This window comes from Pseudomonas faucium (genome assembly GCF_021602585.1).
GTDB lineage: Bacteria > Pseudomonadota > Gammaproteobacteria > Pseudomonadales > Pseudomonadaceae > Aquipseudomonas > Aquipseudomonas faucium.
The window spans coordinates 25,166-42,231 of record NZ_BQIP01000035.1 but is presented as its reverse complement, the minus strand read 5'-3'; the positions used below and the strand labels follow the sequence as shown (position 1 = coordinate 42,231).

Annotated in this window: 15 protein-coding genes; 5 read left to right on the top strand and 10 right to left on the bottom strand. The window is 64.4% G+C overall.

Annotation, left to right across the window (positions count from 1 at the left end; all coding sequences use genetic code 11):
* The 9 genes from L6D75_RS25760 to L6D75_RS25720 form a co-directional block, all read right to left on the bottom strand.
* Positions 1 to 273 (bottom strand): DUF444 family protein (locus L6D75_RS25760; RefSeq protein ID WP_176513937.1); only part of this gene is annotated, 273 nt, incomplete at its 3' end.
* A 131-nt stretch (positions 274 to 404) separates the two neighbouring features.
* Positions 405 to 2,327, bottom strand: coding sequence for a PrkA family serine protein kinase (locus L6D75_RS25755; protein ID WP_176513938.1), 1,923 nt, complete (start codon positions 2,325 to 2,327; stop codon positions 405 to 407).
* A 283-nt stretch (positions 2,328 to 2,610) separates the two neighbouring features.
* Positions 2,611 to 2,940 carry a thiosulfate sulfurtransferase GlpE gene (gene glpE, locus L6D75_RS25750; RefSeq protein ID WP_176513940.1) on the bottom strand — a complete coding sequence of 110 codons (330 nt, stop codon included), beginning with the start codon at positions 2,938 to 2,940 and terminating at the stop codon, positions 2,611 to 2,613.
* Between the two features lie 14 nt (positions 2,941 to 2,954).
* Entirely contained in the window at positions 2,955 to 3,821 is an 867-nt protein-coding gene (locus L6D75_RS25745; protein WP_176513942.1) for a symmetrical bis(5'-nucleosyl)-tetraphosphatase, read from the bottom strand.
* Positions 3,821 to 4,201 carry a Co2+/Mg2+ efflux protein ApaG gene (gene apaG / locus L6D75_RS25740; RefSeq protein ID WP_176513944.1) on the bottom strand — a complete coding sequence of 127 codons (381 nt, stop codon included), beginning with the start codon at positions 4,199 to 4,201 and terminating at the stop codon, positions 3,821 to 3,823. Before apaG ends, L6D75_RS25745 begins: the two co-directional genes overlap by 1 nt.
* Positions 4,202 to 4,348: 147 nt before the next feature.
* Positions 4,349 to 5,149: a 16S rRNA (adenine(1518)-N(6)/adenine(1519)-N(6))-dimethyltransferase RsmA gene (gene rsmA / locus L6D75_RS25735; protein ID WP_176516047.1), complete on the bottom strand. Its 801-nt coding sequence runs from the start codon at positions 5,147 to 5,149 to the stop codon at positions 4,349 to 4,351.
* A complete protein-coding gene (gene pdxA / locus L6D75_RS25730; RefSeq protein WP_176516044.1) occupies positions 5,146 to 6,135 on the bottom strand; it encodes a 4-hydroxythreonine-4-phosphate dehydrogenase PdxA in 990 nt (329 codons plus the stop codon). Before pdxA ends, rsmA begins: the two co-directional genes overlap by 4 nt.
* The gene (gene surA / locus L6D75_RS25725) at positions 6,132 to 7,451 is read right to left on the bottom strand and encodes a peptidylprolyl isomerase SurA (RefSeq protein WP_176516042.1); all 1,320 of its coding nucleotides are present in this window, start codon (positions 7,449 to 7,451) and stop codon (positions 6,132 to 6,134) included. The genes pdxA and surA overlap by 4 nt, the downstream gene beginning before the upstream one ends.
* The gene (locus L6D75_RS25720) at positions 7,432 to 10,236 is read right to left on the bottom strand and encodes an LPS-assembly protein LptD (RefSeq protein ID WP_176516040.1); all 2,805 of its coding nucleotides are present in this window, start codon (positions 10,234 to 10,236) and stop codon (positions 7,432 to 7,434) included. Before L6D75_RS25720 ends, surA begins: the two co-directional genes overlap by 20 nt.
* A 130-nt stretch (positions 10,237 to 10,366) precedes the next feature.
* Between L6D75_RS25720 and L6D75_RS25715 the strand changes: the two genes are divergently transcribed.
* From L6D75_RS25715 to L6D75_RS25705, 3 genes are read left to right on the top strand one after another with little or no spacing between them, the layout of a single operon-like run.
* On the top strand, positions 10,367 to 11,386 hold the full coding sequence (locus L6D75_RS25715; protein WP_176516038.1) for an aminoglycoside phosphotransferase family protein: 1,020 nt from the start codon (positions 10,367 to 10,369) through the stop codon (positions 11,384 to 11,386).
* The gene (gene murU / locus L6D75_RS25710; protein WP_176516036.1) at positions 11,383 to 12,054 is read left to right on the top strand and encodes an N-acetylmuramate alpha-1-phosphate uridylyltransferase MurU; all 672 of its coding nucleotides are present in this window, start codon (positions 11,383 to 11,385) and stop codon (positions 12,052 to 12,054) included. Before L6D75_RS25715 ends, murU begins: the two co-directional genes overlap by 4 nt.
* Before the next feature lies 1 nt (position 12,055).
* Positions 12,056 to 12,820 (top strand): TerB family tellurite resistance protein, encoded by a 765-nt coding sequence (locus L6D75_RS25705; protein WP_176516034.1) that lies wholly within the window; start codon positions 12,056 to 12,058, stop codon positions 12,818 to 12,820.
* Between the two features lie 94 nt (positions 12,821 to 12,914).
* On the opposite strand, the gene L6D75_RS25700 is transcribed toward L6D75_RS25705, so the two are convergent.
* A complete protein-coding gene (locus tag L6D75_RS25700) occupies positions 12,915 to 13,913 on the bottom strand; it encodes an alpha/beta hydrolase family protein (protein ID WP_176516032.1) in 999 nt (332 codons plus the stop codon).
* A gap of 95 nt (positions 13,914 to 14,008) precedes the next feature.
* On the opposite strand from L6D75_RS25700, the gene L6D75_RS25695 reads away from it, so the two are divergent.
* Complete coding sequence (locus L6D75_RS25695) at positions 14,009 to 16,411, top strand: PAS domain-containing sensor histidine kinase (RefSeq protein WP_176516030.1); 2,403 nt, start codon at positions 14,009 to 14,011, stop codon at positions 16,409 to 16,411.
* Positions 16,408 to 17,037 carry a response regulator gene (locus L6D75_RS25690; RefSeq protein WP_176516028.1) on the top strand — a complete coding sequence of 210 codons (630 nt, stop codon included), beginning with the start codon at positions 16,408 to 16,410 and terminating at the stop codon, positions 17,035 to 17,037. Before L6D75_RS25695 ends, L6D75_RS25690 begins: the two co-directional genes overlap by 4 nt.
* Positions 17,038 to 17,066: the final 29 nt, after the last annotated feature.

Below are 17,066 nucleotides of genomic sequence, written 5' to 3'. Positions count from 1 at the left end.
GGGCCGGGCGATATGCTCGCCGGCGGTGAATTCCTTGTTGCCTGGGTGCACGATGGTCTGCTTGCCGCCACGGCCATGGTGCAGCACCGGTTCATCGATGTCCCGCCCGGGAATGCTGATCTGTTCGCCATGCTCCATGTCCATGATGGAGCGTCGGCTCACCGCCTCTTCGACGGCTTTCTTGATGTGTTCACGGTAACGCCGCAAGAAACGCTGGCGGTTGACCGTGCTCTTGTTCTTGCCGTTCAGGCGTCGGTCGATAACGTAGCTCATGGTCCCTCCGGTAGCTGGGAACAGCTGCACGCTTCAAGCTACGAGCTGCTGCACGTACTAGCCAGCAAAGCAGCCACCGCCGCCCGAAGCTGGTTGGCCAGCTGCGAGCGAACGGCGTGTAGCTTGCCGCTTTATTGCGATTTCCTGACCCGCAGGTACCATTCCGACAGCAGGCGCACCTGTTTGTCGGTGTAGCCACGCTCCACCATGCGCGTGACGAAGTCGTTGTGTTTCTGTTGGTCTTCCTTGCTGGCCTTGGCGTTGAAGCTGATGACCGGCAGCAGGTCTTCGGTGTTGGAGAACATTTTCTTCTCGATCACCACACGCAGCTTCTCGTAGCTCAGCCAGCTCGGGTTCTTGCCGTTGTTGTTGGCGCGGGCGCGCAGCACGAAGTTGACGATCTCGTTGCGGAAATCCTTCGGATTGCTGATGCCGGCCGGTTTCTCGATCTTTTCCAGTTCTTCGTTGAGGGCGATGCGGTTGAGGATTTCGCCGGTTTCCGGATCGCGGTATTCCTGGTCCTGGATCCAGAAGTCGGCGTACAGCACATAGCGGTCGAAGATGTTCTGGCCGTACTCGCTGTACGACTCGAGGTAGGCGGTCTGGATTTCCTTGCCGATGAACTCGATATAGCGCGGTGCCAGGTACTCCTTCAGGTAGCGCAGGTAGCGCTCGCGCACTTCTGCCGGGAACTGTTCCTGTTCGATCTGCTGTTCCAGCACGTACAGCAGGTGCACCGGGTTGGCGGCCACCTCGTGCGGGTCGAAGTTGAACACCTTGGAGAGGATCTTGAAGGCGAAGCGGGTCGATAGGCCGTTCATGCCTTCGTCGACACCTGCGGAATCGCGGTACTCCTGGATCGACTTGGCTTTCGGGTCGGTGTCCTTGAGGTTTTCGCCGTCATACACGCGCATCTTCGAGTAGATGTTGGAGTTTTCCGGCTCCTTGAGGCGCGAGAGCACGGTGAACTGGGCGAGCATCTTCAGCGTGTCCGGCGCGCAATGGGCCTTGGCCAGGGAGCTGTTGACCAGCAGTTTGTCGTAGATCTTGATCTCGTCGCTGACGCGCAGGCAGTACGGCACCTTGACGATGTAGATCCGGTCGATGAACGCCTCGTTGTTCTTGTTGTTGCGGAAGGTGTGCCACTCCGATTCGTTGGAGTGGGCCAGCAGGATCCCGGAGTAGGGGATCGCGCCGAGGCCTTCGGTACTGTTGTAGTTGCCTTCCTGGGTGGCGGTGAGCAGTGGGTGCAGGACCTTGATCGGCGCCTTGAACATCTCGACGAATTCCATCAGGCCCTGGTTGGCCCGGCACAGCGCACCCGAGTAGCTGTAGGCGTCGGCGTCGTTCTGCGGGAATTCCTCGAGCTTGCGGATATCCACCTTGCCGACCAGGGCGGAGATGTCCTGGTTGTTCTCGTCGCCAGGTTCGGTCTTGGCAATGGCGATCTGGTTGAGGATCGACGGGTACAGCTTGACCACCCGGAACTTGCTGATGTCGCCGCCGTATTCCTGCAGGCGCTTGGTGGCCCACGGCGACATGATGGTGTTCAGGTAGCGCCGCGAGATGCCGTACTCCTCTTCGAGAATGGCGCCATCTTCGGTGGCATTGAACAGGCCCAGCGGCGACTCGAAGACCGGTGAGTCCTTGATCGCGTAGAAGGGGACCTTTTCCATCAGCTGCTTGAGTTTCTCGGCCAGCGACGACTTACCGCCGCCTACCGGGCCCAGCAGATAGAGGATCTGTTTCTTCTCTTCCAGGCCTTGGGCGGCGTGGCGGAAGTAGGAGACGATCTGGTCGATGCACTCTTCCATGCCATGGAAGTCGGCAAAGGCCGGGTAGCGGCGGATCACCTTGTTGGAGAAGATGCGCGACAGCCTGGAGTTGGTTGAGGTGTCGATCAGTTCCGGCTCACCGATGGCCAGCAACAGCCGTTCAGCTGCCGATGCGTAGGCACTGCGATCCTCTTTGCACAGCTCGAGGTACTCCTGCAGCGAGAGTTCTTCCTGGCGCGTAGACTCGAAACGTTGTTGGAAGTGGCTAAAAATACTCATGACGTCACCTCGCTCGATACGTGGAGACGACGCCGGATCAGTCAGCTGATGCTGGCATGCAACCGGGTTCGCCGATTGCTGTATACCCCCCAGAACACCCTGTAACGCTACCGATGACCCGCACGCCGGTGTACCGGCTCTCCCCTTTTTTTGGATGGCCTGCGCTTAAGAATAGTTGGTTATCCGCAAGGTCAAGGGGAAGCGGCGAGGAAGTTGCCAGTGACCGTTCGTCAGGTCAGGCGCAAGCCCGCGTGGGGCGCGGGCTGCAGTAAAAATGAAAAAATTACTCGGGCGTGCCTTGGGCGGTTTCGGCCGGGTAGGTGGCGCGCCACAGCTCGAAGCCGCCATCGACGCTGTACACGTCCGAAAAGCCTTGGCCGACCAGGTAGGCGGCGGCGCTCTGGCTGGAGTTGCCGTGGTAGCAGACCACCAGCGTTGGCGCGTCCAGGTCGGCATTGCGGATGAAGTCGGCGACCGAGTGGTTGTCCAGGTGCCGGGCGCCGGTGATGTGGCCGGCGGCATAGGCTTGCGGGTCGCGAATGTCGACGACGACCGCACCTTGCGCGCGCAGGGCCAGGGCCTGCTCGGGAGGGATGCGCTTGAATTCGCTCATGGGTACGGCTTCCTTCAGGGGTGGACGTTGAGTTTATCGGGTTGTGGAGGCTGGCGCAGGTTGCCGTCGTCGGCACACTCGCAGCGGTGGTATTCACCGCTGTCGACGTTGTACAGGGTCATCGCCCCGCCCCACACGCAGCCGGTGTCCAGGGCGATCACGCCAGGCTCGTCGACGCGGCCTTCGAGCGCGGCCCAGTGGCCGAAGATGATCTTCACGTGGCGCGAGCGGCGGTCCTTGTGGGCAAACCACGGCTTGTAGCCTTTGGGCGCGGTGCCCAGGCCTTCCTTGCTCTTGAGGTCGAGCTTGCCGTCGGCGGTGCAGAAGCGCATGCGGGTCAGGTAGTTGGTGATGACCCGCAGGCGTTCGATGCCGCTGAGGTTCTTGCTCCACTTGTGCGGCTCGTTGCCGTACATGCCGTCCAGGTACAGCTTCAGGCGCCCGTCATCGCGTAGCGCCTCTTCGACTTCTGCAGCCAGCTCCAGCGCCTTGCCGAGTGTCCACTGCGGCGGAATGCCGGCATGCACCAGGGCGATACCGCGTGGCTCGTCGTAGTGCAGCAGTGGCTGGCGGCGCAGCCAGTCGAGCAGCAGGTCGGCATCGGGTGCTTCGATGATTTCGCGCAGCGTGTCGCTTTTTTTCAGGCGCTCGACGTTGTGCCAGGCCGCCAGCAGGTGCAGGTCGTGGTTGCCCAGCACGCAGACCAGCGACTGGCGAATCGAGTACAGGTAACGCAGGGTTTCCAGCGATTCGGGGCCGCGGTTGACCAGGTCGCCCACCAGCCACAGGCGATCGACTGCCGGGTTGAAACGCACACGTTCGAGCAGGCACTTGAGCGGCTGCAGGCAACCCTGCAGGTCACCGACGGCGTAGGTGGCCATCAGTGCAGGGCCCCCGGGACCGCGAGGCGGAAGGGCATGATCTCGGCATCGAAGCGTTTGCCGTCTTCGGCGAACATCTGATAGCTGCCCTGCATGGTGCCCACGCGGGTGCTGATCACCGCACCGCTGCTGTAGGTGTGGCTTTGCCCCGGCTCGATGGTCGGTTGCTGACCAATCACACCGGCGCCACGCACCTCTTCGACTTCACCGTCGCCATTGGTGATCAGCCAGTGGCGGGACATCAGCTTGGCGGTGACCGAGCCGTTGTTCTGCACGGTAATGGTATAGGCGAAGGCGAAACGACTGCTTTCGGGGTCGGATTGTTCTTTGAGGTAGCGGGTCACGACGCTGACGTCGATCTGATAGCGGGGGTCGGACATGCAAGGGCCTTGAGCAAACACGCGAATACGGCGATTCATGCAGTCTAGGCTATTGGCGGGGGGGAGGGCCAGTGCGTGGGGAGACAGGGGAGTGCCAGTTGAGGCCCCATCGCCGGCATGCCGGCGATGGGGTTGGCAAGGGCTGGATCAGGCTTGCTGATCGGCGAGCTGGTCGGCCAGGCGCACGAAAGCGGCCAGGTCCAGCTGCTCAGGGCGCAGGCTGCCGTCGACGCCGGCAGCTTCGATGGCCTGGCTGTCGAGCAGGCCTTTCAGCGTGTTGCGCAAGGTCTTGCGACGCTGGTTGAAGGCTTCGCGAACCACGCGTTCCAGCAGCAGATGATCCTTGGCCGGGTATGGCAGCACTTCATGCGGCACCAGGCGCACGATCGCAGAATCCACCTTCGGTGGCGGGTTGAACGCTCCGGGGCCGACGTTGAACAGGTGTTCGACCCGGCAGTGGTACTGCACCATGATCGACAGGCGGCCCCAATCACCACCGCCTGGGCCTGCAGCCATGCGCTCGACCACTTCCTTCTGCAGCATGAAGTGCATGTCACGGATCAGGCCGGCATGGCTGAGCAGGTGGAAGATCAGCGGGGTGGAGATGTTGTACGGCAGGTTGCCGACCACTTTCAGGCTGCGCGCGGGAACGCCCAGCTGGTTGAAGTCGAACTTCAGGGCGTCGCCCTGGTGCAGGCGGAAGTTGTCGCGGCCTGCGAACTTGTGCTGGAGGATCGGCACCAGGTCCTTGTCCAGTTCCACCACGTCCAGCTGTGCGCCGCTGCCCAGCAGGCCCTCGGTGAGGGCGCCCTGGCCCGGGCCGATTTCCAGCAGGTGTTCGCCGGCCTTGGCGTTGATCGCGCGCAGGATGCGGTCGATGATGCCCGCGTCATGCAGGAAGTTCTGGCCGAAGCGCTTGCGCGCCCGGTGTTGGTATTGCTCGTTCATGGTCGGTTCTCGGCCATCTGGTAGGCGGTTTCCAGGGCGACGCGCAGGCTGCCGGTGTCGACCTTGCCGCTGCCGGCCAGGTCCAGGGCGGTGCCGTGATCGACCGACGTGCGGATGATCGGCAGGCCCAGGGTCACGTTGACGGCCGCGCCAAAACCTTTGTACTTGAGTACGGGCAGGCCCTGGTCGTGGTACATCGCCAGCACCGCGTCGCAGTGCTCCAGATATTTGGGGGTAAACAGGGTATCGGCCGGCAGCGGGCCGCGCAGGTCCATGCCTTCCTGGCGCAGACGGGCCAGTGTCGGCTCGATGATGTCGATTTCTTCGCGGCCCAGATGGCCGCCTTCACCGGCATGCGGGTTGAGCCCGCAGACCAGGATACGTGGGTTGGCGATGCCGAATTTGTCGCGCATGTCGGCATGCAGGATGCGCGTCACGCGCTCCACGCGCTCGGGGGTGATGGCGTCGGCGATATCCCGCAGCGGCAGGTGCGTGGTCACAAGGGCTACGCGCAGGCCATGGGTCGCCAGCATCATCACCACCTGGGCGGTGTGGGTCAGGTCGGCGAGAAATTCGGTATGGCCGGAGAAGGCGATGCCGCTTTCGTTGATCACACCCTTGTGCACCGGGGCGGTGATCATGCCGGCGAAATCACCGCTCATGCAGCCTTGCCCGGCACGGGTCAGGGTTTGCAGGACGAACGCGGCATTGGCCTGGTTCAGCTGGCCGGCCACTACGGGCGCTGCCAGCGGGGTGTCCCACACATACAGGCTGCCGGCCGGTGCCGGCTGCTCTGGCCACTGGCCCGGTTGCACCGCCAGCAGGTTGACGGCCAGCCCCAGCTGCGTGGCCCGCTCGGCGAGCAGGTCACGGCTGGTGATGGCAATCAGGGGGTGAGGCTGGGCGTCGGCGGCGAGCAGCAGGCAGAGGTCGGGGCCTATGCCGGCTGGTTCGCCGGGGGTGACGGCGAAGCGCAGGGGCTTCACTGTGCGGCCTGGTCAGCGCCAGGCAGCTTGATTTCAACGTAGGCTTCGTCGCGGATCTGGCGCAGCCAGGTCTGCAGCTCTTCGTCGTACTTGCGGTTGCGCAGCACGTTCAGGGCCTGTTGCTCGCGGGCCTGCTCGGTGCTGTCGGTGGCGCGGCGGCCCAGCACTTCCAGCACGTGCCAGCCGTACTGGGTTCTGAACGGCTTGGTCACTTCACCTTGCTGGGCGTTGGCCATCTGCTCGCGGAACTCAGGCACCAGGCTGTTCGGGTCGACCCAGTTGAGGTCGCCGCCGTTCAGGGCAGAACCTGGGTCTTCCGAGAAGCTCTTGGCCAGCTCGCCGAAGTCTTCGCCGTTCTTGATCCGGTCATACAGGCGCTCGGCGAGCTGCTCGGTGGCGGCATCGCTGCGAATCTCGCTTGGCTTGATCAGGATGTGGCGCACATGCACTTCATCGCGCAGCACGTTCTCGCTGCCACCGCGCTTCTCCTCGAGCTTGAGGATGATGAAGCCGTTGGGGATGCGGATGGGCTGGGTGATGTCGCCCACGGCCATGCTGCTGAGCATCTTGGCGAAGTCTGGTGGCAGCTGGCCGGCTTTACGCCAACCCATCTCGCCGCCTTCCAGGGCGTTTTCGCTGGCAGAGCGTTCGATGGCCATCTGGCCGAAGTCCTTGCCCTGCTTGAGCTGCTGGTAGACATCGCCGACCTGGCGCGCCGCAGCCTGGATGGCGTCCGAATTGGCCGCTTCCGGGGTAGGAATCAGGATGTTGGCCAAGCGGTACTCTTCCGACATCTGCATCTTGCCCAGGTCCGAGTTGAGGAAGTTCTTCACTTCCTGCTCGGATACCTGGATGCGCTCGGCCACACGGCGCTGGCGCACGCGGCTGATGATCATCTCGCGCTTGACCTGCTCGCGGGCGTCATCGAACGACAGGCCGTCATGGGCCAGGGCAGCACGGAACTGCTCCAGCGACATGCCGTTGCGCTGGGCAATGGTGCCGATGGCCTGGTTCAGCTCTTCGTCGGTAATGCGAATGCCGGAGCGTTCGCCAATCTGCAGTTGCAGGTTCTCGACGATCAGGCGTTCCAGTACCTGCTGTTCCAGCGCGCTGGTCGGCGGTACGCCGCCGCCGCGCTTGGCGATGGTTTGCTGTACCTCGTGGACGCGCTGGTCCAGTTGGCTCTGCATGACCACGTCGTTGTCGACGATGGCCACCACACGGTCCAAAGGTTGCGGTGCGGCATGCGCCACGCCGCTCAGCAATACAGCGCCCAGCAACGCGGGGCGCAGACGATCAATAAGCTTGGTCTTCACGTGTACGGTAACCTTGAATGCCTTGGTCGAGGAAAGATTCGACCTTGTTGCCTACCACGCCACCGAGGCCTTTCAGCACGATCTGCAGGAAGATGCCATGGTCGCCTTTTTCGTTCTGCGGAGTGGCCTGGCTGAAGTCGTCGTAATCGATCCAGTAACGGTTGATCAGGCGCAGTTTCCAGCAGCAGTTGTCGTATTCGAAACCGCCCATGGCTTCCAGGGTGCGGTTGCGGTTGTAGTCGTGCTGCCAGCGGGCGATGACGTTCCATTGCGGTACGACCGGCCAGATGACCGAGAAGTCGTGCTGCTGGATCTTGTAGTAGTCCTTGATGTAGTTCGGGCTGCCCGGCGTGCCATAGTCGCCGCCGCCCACCTTCCAGGTACCGGTGGTGGAGTCGTAGGCGATGGTGTCGTTACGGTAGCGATAGCCGACGTTGACGATCTTGTTCGGGTTGTCTTCAGGCTGGTAGTGGAACATCGCGCTGCCCGAGCGGGTGCTGCGGCTGTCCGGGTCCCAGTTGAAGTCCGAATTGAAGCGCCAGTCGCGGTTGAAGTAGTAGTTGTACAGCAGTGCGTATGGCGATACGTCGGACTGCGAGTCCTTGCGGGTACGGTAGTCGATGCCCGGCAGCTGGACCTTGCGGTCCTTGAAGTAGTACGCCTGGCCAATGCTGAAGTTCTGACGCTCGAAGCCGTTGTCTTCGATGTAGCGGGTGGTCACACCAAGCGACAGCTTGTTCTCGTCACCGATGCGATCGACACCGCTGAAGCGGTTGTCGCGGAACAGCGAGTCGAAGTTGAACAGCGTTTCACCGCTGTCGAACAGTGGAATGTCCTTCTGGTCCTTGTAGGGGACGTAGAGGTAGAACAGGCGCGGTTCGAGGGTCTGGCGGTAATTGGTGCCGAACATCGAAGTGTTGCGGTCGAAGTACAAGCCGCTGTCGACGCTGAAGATCGGGATGTCGCGGTCCAGAGAGCTGTTGTAGCTGCCGTACGCCGGATTGGCCGATTGGGCGATAGCTTGAGCCTTGCCTTGGCCGTCCAGGTCCAGATCGTAATGGGTGTAGGCGTACTTCAGTTTCGGCGTAACGAAGCCATAGCTGGCTTGCATTGGCAAGCTCATGGAAGGCGCTACGTTCAAACGGTTGCCGTTGGCCCGAGCAATGCCGGAGATGTTTTCATCAAGGCGTCGCCCGTTCGGCCCTGCGGTCGTGTCCAGTTCACCGTCTTCGTTGAACACAGGGCCCTTTTTCAAGTCCCTGTCGAAGCGCACAGCCTCGGTTTCATAGGCGAAGTTCAAGCCACCCGGTTGGAATGGAAGCACGCCGTTAAGGGTGATCTGTGGCAGGCGGTCGTATGGGGTGATCTGCGAAATGGTCGCCATTTCGTAGGCGTGCATGTTCAGGCGAGCGGTGTAGCTATCACCCCGCCAGGTCAGCGCACCCTGCTGGTTGACCACGTCCTGGCTCTTCACGCCGATCTGGTCGGTTTCAAGGTCCTGGAAGTAGAACGGATCGCTGATGTCGGTGTAGTCGACTTCAGTCATCAGGCGCTCGTCCAGGCCACCCTTGTGCTGCCAGTTGATCATCCAGCGCTGATCTTTGTAGTCAGTCTGGTCCTTGCGATCGTCGTTCTTGTCGTTCAGGTACGCGCCGCCGAACTGGCCTTCGCTGGACTTGGTCAGGTAGCGGAATTCGCCTTCCATCAACAAGCCACGCTTGGTCATGTAGCGCGGGTACAACGTGGCGTCATAGTTTGGCGCCAGGTTGAAGTAGTACGGGGTGACCAGCATGAAGCCGGTGTCGCTGGTGCTGCTGAACGACGGCGGCAGGAAGCCGGACTGGCGACGGTCATCGATCGGGAAGTAGATGTACGGTGTGTAGAACACCGGGAAATCCTTGACCCGCAGGGTGACGTTGGTCGCGGTACCGAAGCCGGTGGCCGGGTTCAGGGTGATGTTGTTGCCCTTCAGCTGCCAGGCGTTGCTGCCCGGCTCGCAAGTGGTGTACGTACCGTCCTTGAGGCGGATGATGGCGTTTTCGCCACGCTTGGCGTACAGGGCGTTGCCGCGGATGTGCGACTTGTGCATCACGTATTCGGCGTTGTCGACCTGGGCTTCGCCCGTGTCGAGCTGAATCTGCGCCTCGTCGCCGACCACCAGCGAGCCGTTGTCGCGGATCTTGACGTTGCCCTTGAGCTCGCCGCGGTTCTCGGTCTGGTAGAGGTTGGCCTCGTCGGCCTCGACCTGCATGCTGCCCTGGCGCATGACCACGTCACCGGCGAGGGTAGCGATCTGCTGCTCCTGCTGGTACCTGGACACCTTGGCATTGATGTAGGTCGGCGATTCGTCCTTCGGCGTGGTGTCGGCCATGCCAGGGCGGATAGGCTCGACATACGCGCCACCGCAGTACGGGCCGGTTTCGGCCAGCTGCGCGGCAGTGAGCTTTTCACGCGGGACCCAGTCCAGGTGGCTGTAGTCTTCGCTGCGCGACTTCAGGCCACGGCCCTTGCTCTCGGTGACCAGCATCGGTTTTTCGCCGCTTTCGGCTTCAGCCGACGGGGCTTCGGTGCCGGACGTGAGCGCGGCACCTTCGTGCACGGGGCGCGGAGGCAGGTTATTGACTGGGGACTTGGGCTTGCAGTCCCAACCACCGGAGGCGGACACTTGGCAGTCGAACTGCTCGGCAGCCACCGCATAGGGGGTGGCCAGAGGTTGCATGGCCAGCAGACCGCCGGTCACCAGCAACGGAAACTTTCTACGAAACGCGGGGGATTTCAATGCCATCTTATTAGTCCGGGCTTCCTGCGTGCCATCTGCCCGCGTGTGGGGCCGCACGCCTCTCGATGGTCTGAAAAAGATGCTGGATAATAAAGCATGACCCGCTTGACGGCTAGGGCCGTCGGAGACCCTTGTAATGCCTGAACACGATGTACGCCTGCAACAACTGACTGTATGGCTCGATGAGCAGCTCGATCAGCTTTTCCGCAACAACGCCTGGGGCGAGGTGCCTGAGGGCAGCCTGACCGCCGCCAGCAGCGATGCGAGCTTCCGCCGCTACTTCCGCTGGCAGGGCGCTGGGCGCAGCTTCGTGATCATGGATGCCCCACCGCCCCAGGAAAATTGCCGACCATTCGTCGCCATCGACCACCTGCTGGCGAGCGCCGGCGTGCATGTGCCACAAATCCATGCGCAGGACCTGGAGCGCGGCTTCCTGCTGCTGGGCGACCTAGGGCACCAGACCTACCTCGACATCATCGATGCCGACAACGCCGACGCCTTGTTCGCCGACGCCATCGCCGCGCTGCTGGCGTTCCAGCGCCTGCCGATGGACGCTGCGCTGCCCAGCTACGATGACGCACTTCTGCGTCGCGAGGTCGAGCTGTTCCCTGAGTGGTACGTTGGCCGCGAGCTTGGCAAGGCCCTCGACGACGCGCAGAAAGCCACCTGGCAACGCGTCAGCCAGCTGCTGATCGACAGCGCCCTGGCCCAGCCCAAGGTGCTGGTTCACCGCGACTACATGCCGCGCAACCTGATGCAGAGCAGCCCCAACCCCGGCGTGCTGGACTTCCAGGACGCGGTCTACGGCCCTGTCACCTACGACATCACCTGCCTGTTCAAGGACGCCTTCCTCAGCTGGCCCCAGGCCCGCGTCGAAGGCTGGCTGCGCAACTACTGGGGCCAGGCGCTGGCCGCCGGCATCCCGGTGCAGCCTGAATTCGAGGACTTCCAGCGCGCCAGCGACCTGATGGGCCTGCAGCGCCACCTGAAAGTGATCGGCATCTTCGCCCGCATCTGCCACCGCGATGGCAAGCCGCGCTACCTGGCCGACGTGCCGCGTTTCTTCGCCTATATAGATGAAGTGATCAGCCGCCGTCCCGAGCTTGCGGAGCTGGGCCAGCTGATCGCCGAACTCAAGGCCGGAGCGCGTGCATGAAAGCGATGATCCTGGCGGCAGGCAAGGGCGAGCGCATGCGCCCGCTCACGCTGCATACCCCCAAACCGCTGGTGCCGGTCGCCGGCCAGCCGTTGATCGAGTACCACCTGCGCGCCCTGGCGGCGGCCGGGGTGACTGAGGTTGTGATCAACCACGCCTGGCTTGGCCAGCAGATCGAAGACCACCTGGGCGATGGTAGCCGTTTCGGCCTGGGCATCCGCTATTCGCCAGAGGGCGAACCCCTGGAAACCGGGGGCGGGATCTTCAAGGCGCTGCCGCTGCTGGGCGAGGCGCCGTTCCTGCTGGTCAATGGCGATGTCTGGACCGATTACGACTTCACCCGCCTGAAGGCGCCGTTGCAGGGCCTGGCGCATCTGGTGCTGGTGGATAACCCCGGCCATCACGGCCGCGGCGATTTCCGCCTGCAGGGCGAGCGGGTGGTGGACGGCGACGATGCGCCCGGCACCCTGACCTTCAGCGGCCTGTCGGTGCTGCATCCGGGCTTGTTCGAAGGCTGCCGGCCAGGTGCGTTCAAGCTGGCGCCGCTATTGCGCCAGGCGATGCAGGCCGGCCAGGTGAGCGGCGAGCATTACCGCGGCCACTGGGTCGATGTCGGCACCCTGGAGCGCCTGGCCGAGGCCGAGCGCCTGATCGGCGAGCGCGCCTGAGATGTGGTGGCCAGGCACGGTGATCGGGCTGGGTGCGGGTTTTGCCGTCGCCAGCATTCCCGGTGCATTGCTCGGCGCATTGCTGGGCCAGGCCATGGACCGGCGCCTGCGCGTGCAGGGCTGGGCAGACATGCGCGAGCGCCTGGGCGGGCGCTCGGCCCTGCGTGACGAGGAGTTGTTGTTCGTGCTGCTCGGGCGCCTGGCCAAGAGCGATGGGCGGGTCGCCGAGCAGCATATCCAGCAGGCCCGCCAGGAAATGGTGCGCCTGGACATGGCCGAGGCGCAGCGCCTGCGAGCGATTGCTGCATTCAACCGCGGCAAGGCCGGCAAGGACCGGCTGGGCGCGCACTTGCGGCGTATCCGTCTGCAGCCGCATGCCGCCGAAGGCACCTTGCGCGCGTGCTGGCGCATGGCCTGGGCCGATGGCAAGGCTGGCCAGCATGAGCGCGAGCTGCTGCTGGAGTGGGGGCAGAAACTGGGGCTGAGCCGGCGTCAGGTGCAGGCCATGTCGCTGGAATACGAGCCGCGCAAGGCCCCGGTGGCCTCTGGCGTCATGACCTATGCCGCGGCGCTGCGGCTGCTGGCGGTCGAGGCGGATACCGATGGCGACCGGGTCAAGCAGGCCTATCGCCGCCTGGTCAGCCGGCACCACCCGGACAAGCTGGCCGGGACCGGGGCCAGCGAAGCGCAAGTGCGCGAGGCCACCGAGCGGACCCGGGAGTTGCATCAGGCCTACGCGTTGATCCGCAAGCGGCGGGGGCTGTGAGGGCCCTATCGCCGGCAAGCCGGCTCCCACCAGGATCCAACAGCCGCCAGGGTCAGTGTGGGAGCCGGCTTGCCGGCGATAGGCGCCGCGCGGTCTATTCCTGCGGCACCATCCACCCGCGCACGCGGCGGAACAATTGCTCCTGCTCGGCACCCAGGTTGCCCGGCATGGCAATCAGCGAAAGCTGCTTGTACTGGCTGTCCTTCTGCCGCTTGCTGGCCTGCAGGCGCAGCTCGGCGGCCTTGCGGTCGCTGCTGCGGGTGGCGTAGTAGAGGTCGGCGGCCGGTACCTTGAGGGTCGGCGCCAGGCTTTCCAGGTCATGCTCGACCCGCGCCGGGGTCTGCGCCGCGATCATCACCAGTTTCTGCACCTGCGCGGGCTGTTTCTCGCTCAGATAGCGCGCGGCCCAGTACGCACCGCTGCCATGGCCGATCAGCACGATGCTGCGTGAGTTGTGCTGCTGGGCATAGGCGACGGCGGCATCGAGGCGGGCGAAGATGCGTTCGGCGTCGGCCTGGTCGTTCTGCTCGCTGGCTTGTTCGGCGTCGGTGCCCTGCGCGGCGTCGCCATCGGCCGCCGTGGCCTGGGCGATGTTGGCGTTGGCGTCGGCCGGGGTGTCCTTGGCCGGGGCCGTCTCGCCCTTGTCTTTTTGCGGCTCGGCGGCCGGCTTGCTTTCCACCCGCGCCTGCGGGCTGTCGGCAAGCAGGTCGGGCAAGCTCAGGCTCAGGCTGTGCCAACCGATATCGGGGAACTTGCGCCGCAGCGGGCCAACCGCGTTCGGCCAGTCGGCGTTCTCGCCGGCACCCGGGACGATGATCACCGCGCCTTGCGGGTCGCTGTCGTTGGCGGGTTTCCACAACGCCAGGAAGCTTTCGTTGCCGGCCTGCAAGGTCTCTTGCTCGGCCTTGGGCACCAGGCGCTCCAGGGCCTGCGCATCTTCCTGGCTACGTTCCAGCAGGGGCGGTCGCGGCTCTGCCGCCGCGCTTGCCTCGGCGGCTGCGGGTTGTTTTTCGGCGTCGGCGGCCAGGGCGCCGAGGGGCAGGAGCGAGGCGAGGCAGCACATTGCCAGCGTCGTGCGATAAAGTGTCAACATGGATCAACCCAAGGCCAGAATAATACCGGCAGCCTAATAGTATTTGCCCGAGACGGCCATGCTGCAGGGCCGCCCTTGCCAAGACGAGCGTGTGAATGAAGCGATTGCGTCGCCTGTGGGTTATCGGCTGCTTGTTGCTGCCCTTGATCGCCTTGGCAAGGCCGCAAGCCCCGCCAGCGGTCGCGCTGGAGCCTGCCCAGCAGCAATGGCTGGACAGCCACCGCAGCCTGCGCGTGGGCCTGGTGCTGCAGGCGCCCTATGCCCAGTTCGACCGCCGCCTGCAGCAGCTCTACGGAGCCAACGTGGAACTGGTGAACGGGCTGGCCCGGGCGCTCGACCTGGACCTGACCTGGCGCAACTTCAGTGACCAGGCCAGCCTCGAGCACGCCCTGCAGGCCGGCGAAATCGACTTTGCCCCAGGCCTGACCCAGACCCCCGCCAGCCTGCGCAAATGGCTGTTCAGCGACCCGTACATGCGCGTGCCGCAACTGGTGGTGGGGCCACGCACCGGGGCAATGGCCGTGGAGCTGGAAAAGCTCGATGCCGACCAGCGTGTCGCGGTGCGCATGCCCAGCGTGCTGGCCGACTACCTGCGCGGCAACTACCCCAACCTCAACCTGCAGGGCGTGCCCACTGAGCGCGAGGCCTTGCAGTGGGTGATCGGCGGCCAGGCGAGCCTTGCGGTGCTCGATGAGGCCCAGCTCAGCCGGCTGTCGCGGGAAAGCGAGTTCAGCGAGCTGGTGGTGGTGGGTGACATCGGCCTGCCGCAGTTGCTGCGGGTGGGCTCGCGGCGTGACTGGCCGATGCTGGCCGATGTGCTCGAACGCGGCCTGCAGGCCATGCCGGCCAAGGAGCTGGAGCAGCTGCACCAGCGCTGGCTGCAACCCAGATACCCGCGCCTGAGCGAGTCGGCCGGCTTCTGGCAGAACCTGGCCTTGCTGTTCGGCCTGCTGCTGTTGTGCGCCCTGGCCACCCTGGTATGGCAGCGCCGCCAGCAGCGCCAGCTCGAGCGCAGCCTGTTGACAGCCAGGGAAACGCTGGCCGAGCGGCAGGTGCGTGAAGAAGCGCTGCGCCTGAGCCAGTTCGCCATCGACCAGAGCACCGTTGGCATTCTCTGGGTCAGCTGGGACAGCCATGTGCGTTACGCCAACCATGCGGTGGAGCGCATGCTCGGCTACGCCGAAAGCGAACTGCTCGAACGCCCATTGATCGACTTCGAGCCGAACCTTGGCATGGACCGCTGGCTGCAGTTGTGGAAGGGCGCGCGCACCGGTGAGGGCGGGGCACGGCAGTTCGAGACGCACTGCCTGCGCGCCGATGGCAGCACCTTGCCGGTGGAGTTGTCGCTGAGCTTCCTGCGCTTTCGCGATGCCGAGTACCTGGTGGTCTACCTCGCCGACGTGACCGAACGCCACCGCGCCCTGGCGGCGCTGCGTGAAAGCGAGGCGCGGCTCAAGGGCATTGCCGGCAACGTGCCGGGCCTGGTGTTTCGCCTGGAGCCGGCCCCTGCCGAAGGTGAGCCGGAGTTCCCCTACATAAGCGAGGGCAGCGAGGCGCTGGTCGGCTACACCCCAACGCAGATCCAGCACCCGCAGATGGGCCTGCGCAACCTGGTGCACCCCCAGGACCGCGCCGATTATCACCAGGTGCAGGACCTGGCCATCGCCAGCGGCCAGGATTGGTCATGGCAGGGGCGCATCCTGACCCGCGACGGCGAGCAGCGCTGGGCCGACATCAAGGCCAGTGCCCGACACCTGGCCAATGGCCGAGTGGTGTGGGACGGCGTGGTCTGGGACATCACCCAGGGCAAGCGCGCCGAGCTGGCGCTGGGCAAGTCCCAGGAGCAGCTGCGCGAGCTGTCGGCGCACCTGGAGAGCGTGCGCGAGGAAGAAAAAGCCCGCATCGCCCGCGAAGTGCACGATGAACTCGGCCAGATGCTGACGGTGCTCAAGCTCGAAGTGTCGATGTGCGAGCTGGCGTTCGCCGAGCTGGACCCGGCGCTGAACGAGCGCCTGGCGAGCATGAAGCGCCTGATTGCCCAGTTGTTCCAGCTGGTGCGCGACGTGGCCACGGCACTGCGCCCGCCAATTCTCGACGCCGGCATCGCCTCGGCCATCGAATGGCAGGCCCGGCGTTTCGAAAGCCGCACGCAGATTCCTTGCCTGGTACAGGTGCCGGAGCACCTGCCGGCATTGAGCGATGCCAAGGCCACCGGGCTGTTCCGCATCCTGCAGGAGGCATTGACCAACGTGATGCGCCATGCCCAGGCGCACAGCGTGGAAATCGAGCTGGTGCGCGAAGGCGGTTACTTGCGCATGACCGTCAGCGACGATGGCCGCGGGTTCTGCCACGATCAACCCAGGCCGGCCTCGTTCGGCCTGGTGGGGGTGCGTGAGCGGGTGCTGATGCTCGGTGGCAGCATGCGGCTTGACAGCGAACCAGGCGAGGGCACGAGCCTGAGCGTGGCCATTCCCTTGGATAGAGGAGAGCAAGCGTGATTCGAGTGCTGGTGGCCGAAGACCACACCATCGTCCGTGAAGGCATCAAGCAATTGATCGGCCTTGCCAAGGATATGCACGTGGCCGGGGAGGCCGGCAATGGCGAGCAGTTGCTGGAGACCTTGCGCCATACCCCGTGCGAGGTGGTGTTGCTGGACATTTCCATGCCCGGGGTCAACGGCCTCGAGGCCATCCCGCGGATTCGCGCGCTGGACAACCCCCCGGCGATCCTGATGTTGTCCATGCACGACGAGGCGCAGATGGCCGCCCGTGCGCTCAAGGCCGGCGCCGCCGGCTATGCCACCAAGGACAGCGACCCGGCCTTGCTGCTCACGGCGATCCGCCGGGTGGCGGGCGGCGGGCGCTACATCGACCCGGCGCTGGCCGACCGCATGGTGTTCGAAGTCGGCCTGACCGAAACCCGCCCGCTGCATACGTTGCTGTCGGAGCGCGAGTTCTCGGTGTTCGAGCGCCTGGCCCAGGGCGCCAACGTCAACGACATCGCCCAGCAACTGGCGCTGTCGAGCAAGACCATCAGCACCCACAAAGCGCGGCTGATGCAGAAGCTCAAGGTCAACTCGCTGGCGGAGCTGGTGAAGTACGCCATGGAGCACAAGCTGGTGTGACTGTTCTGGTTGCGACAAGCGTGTAGGGC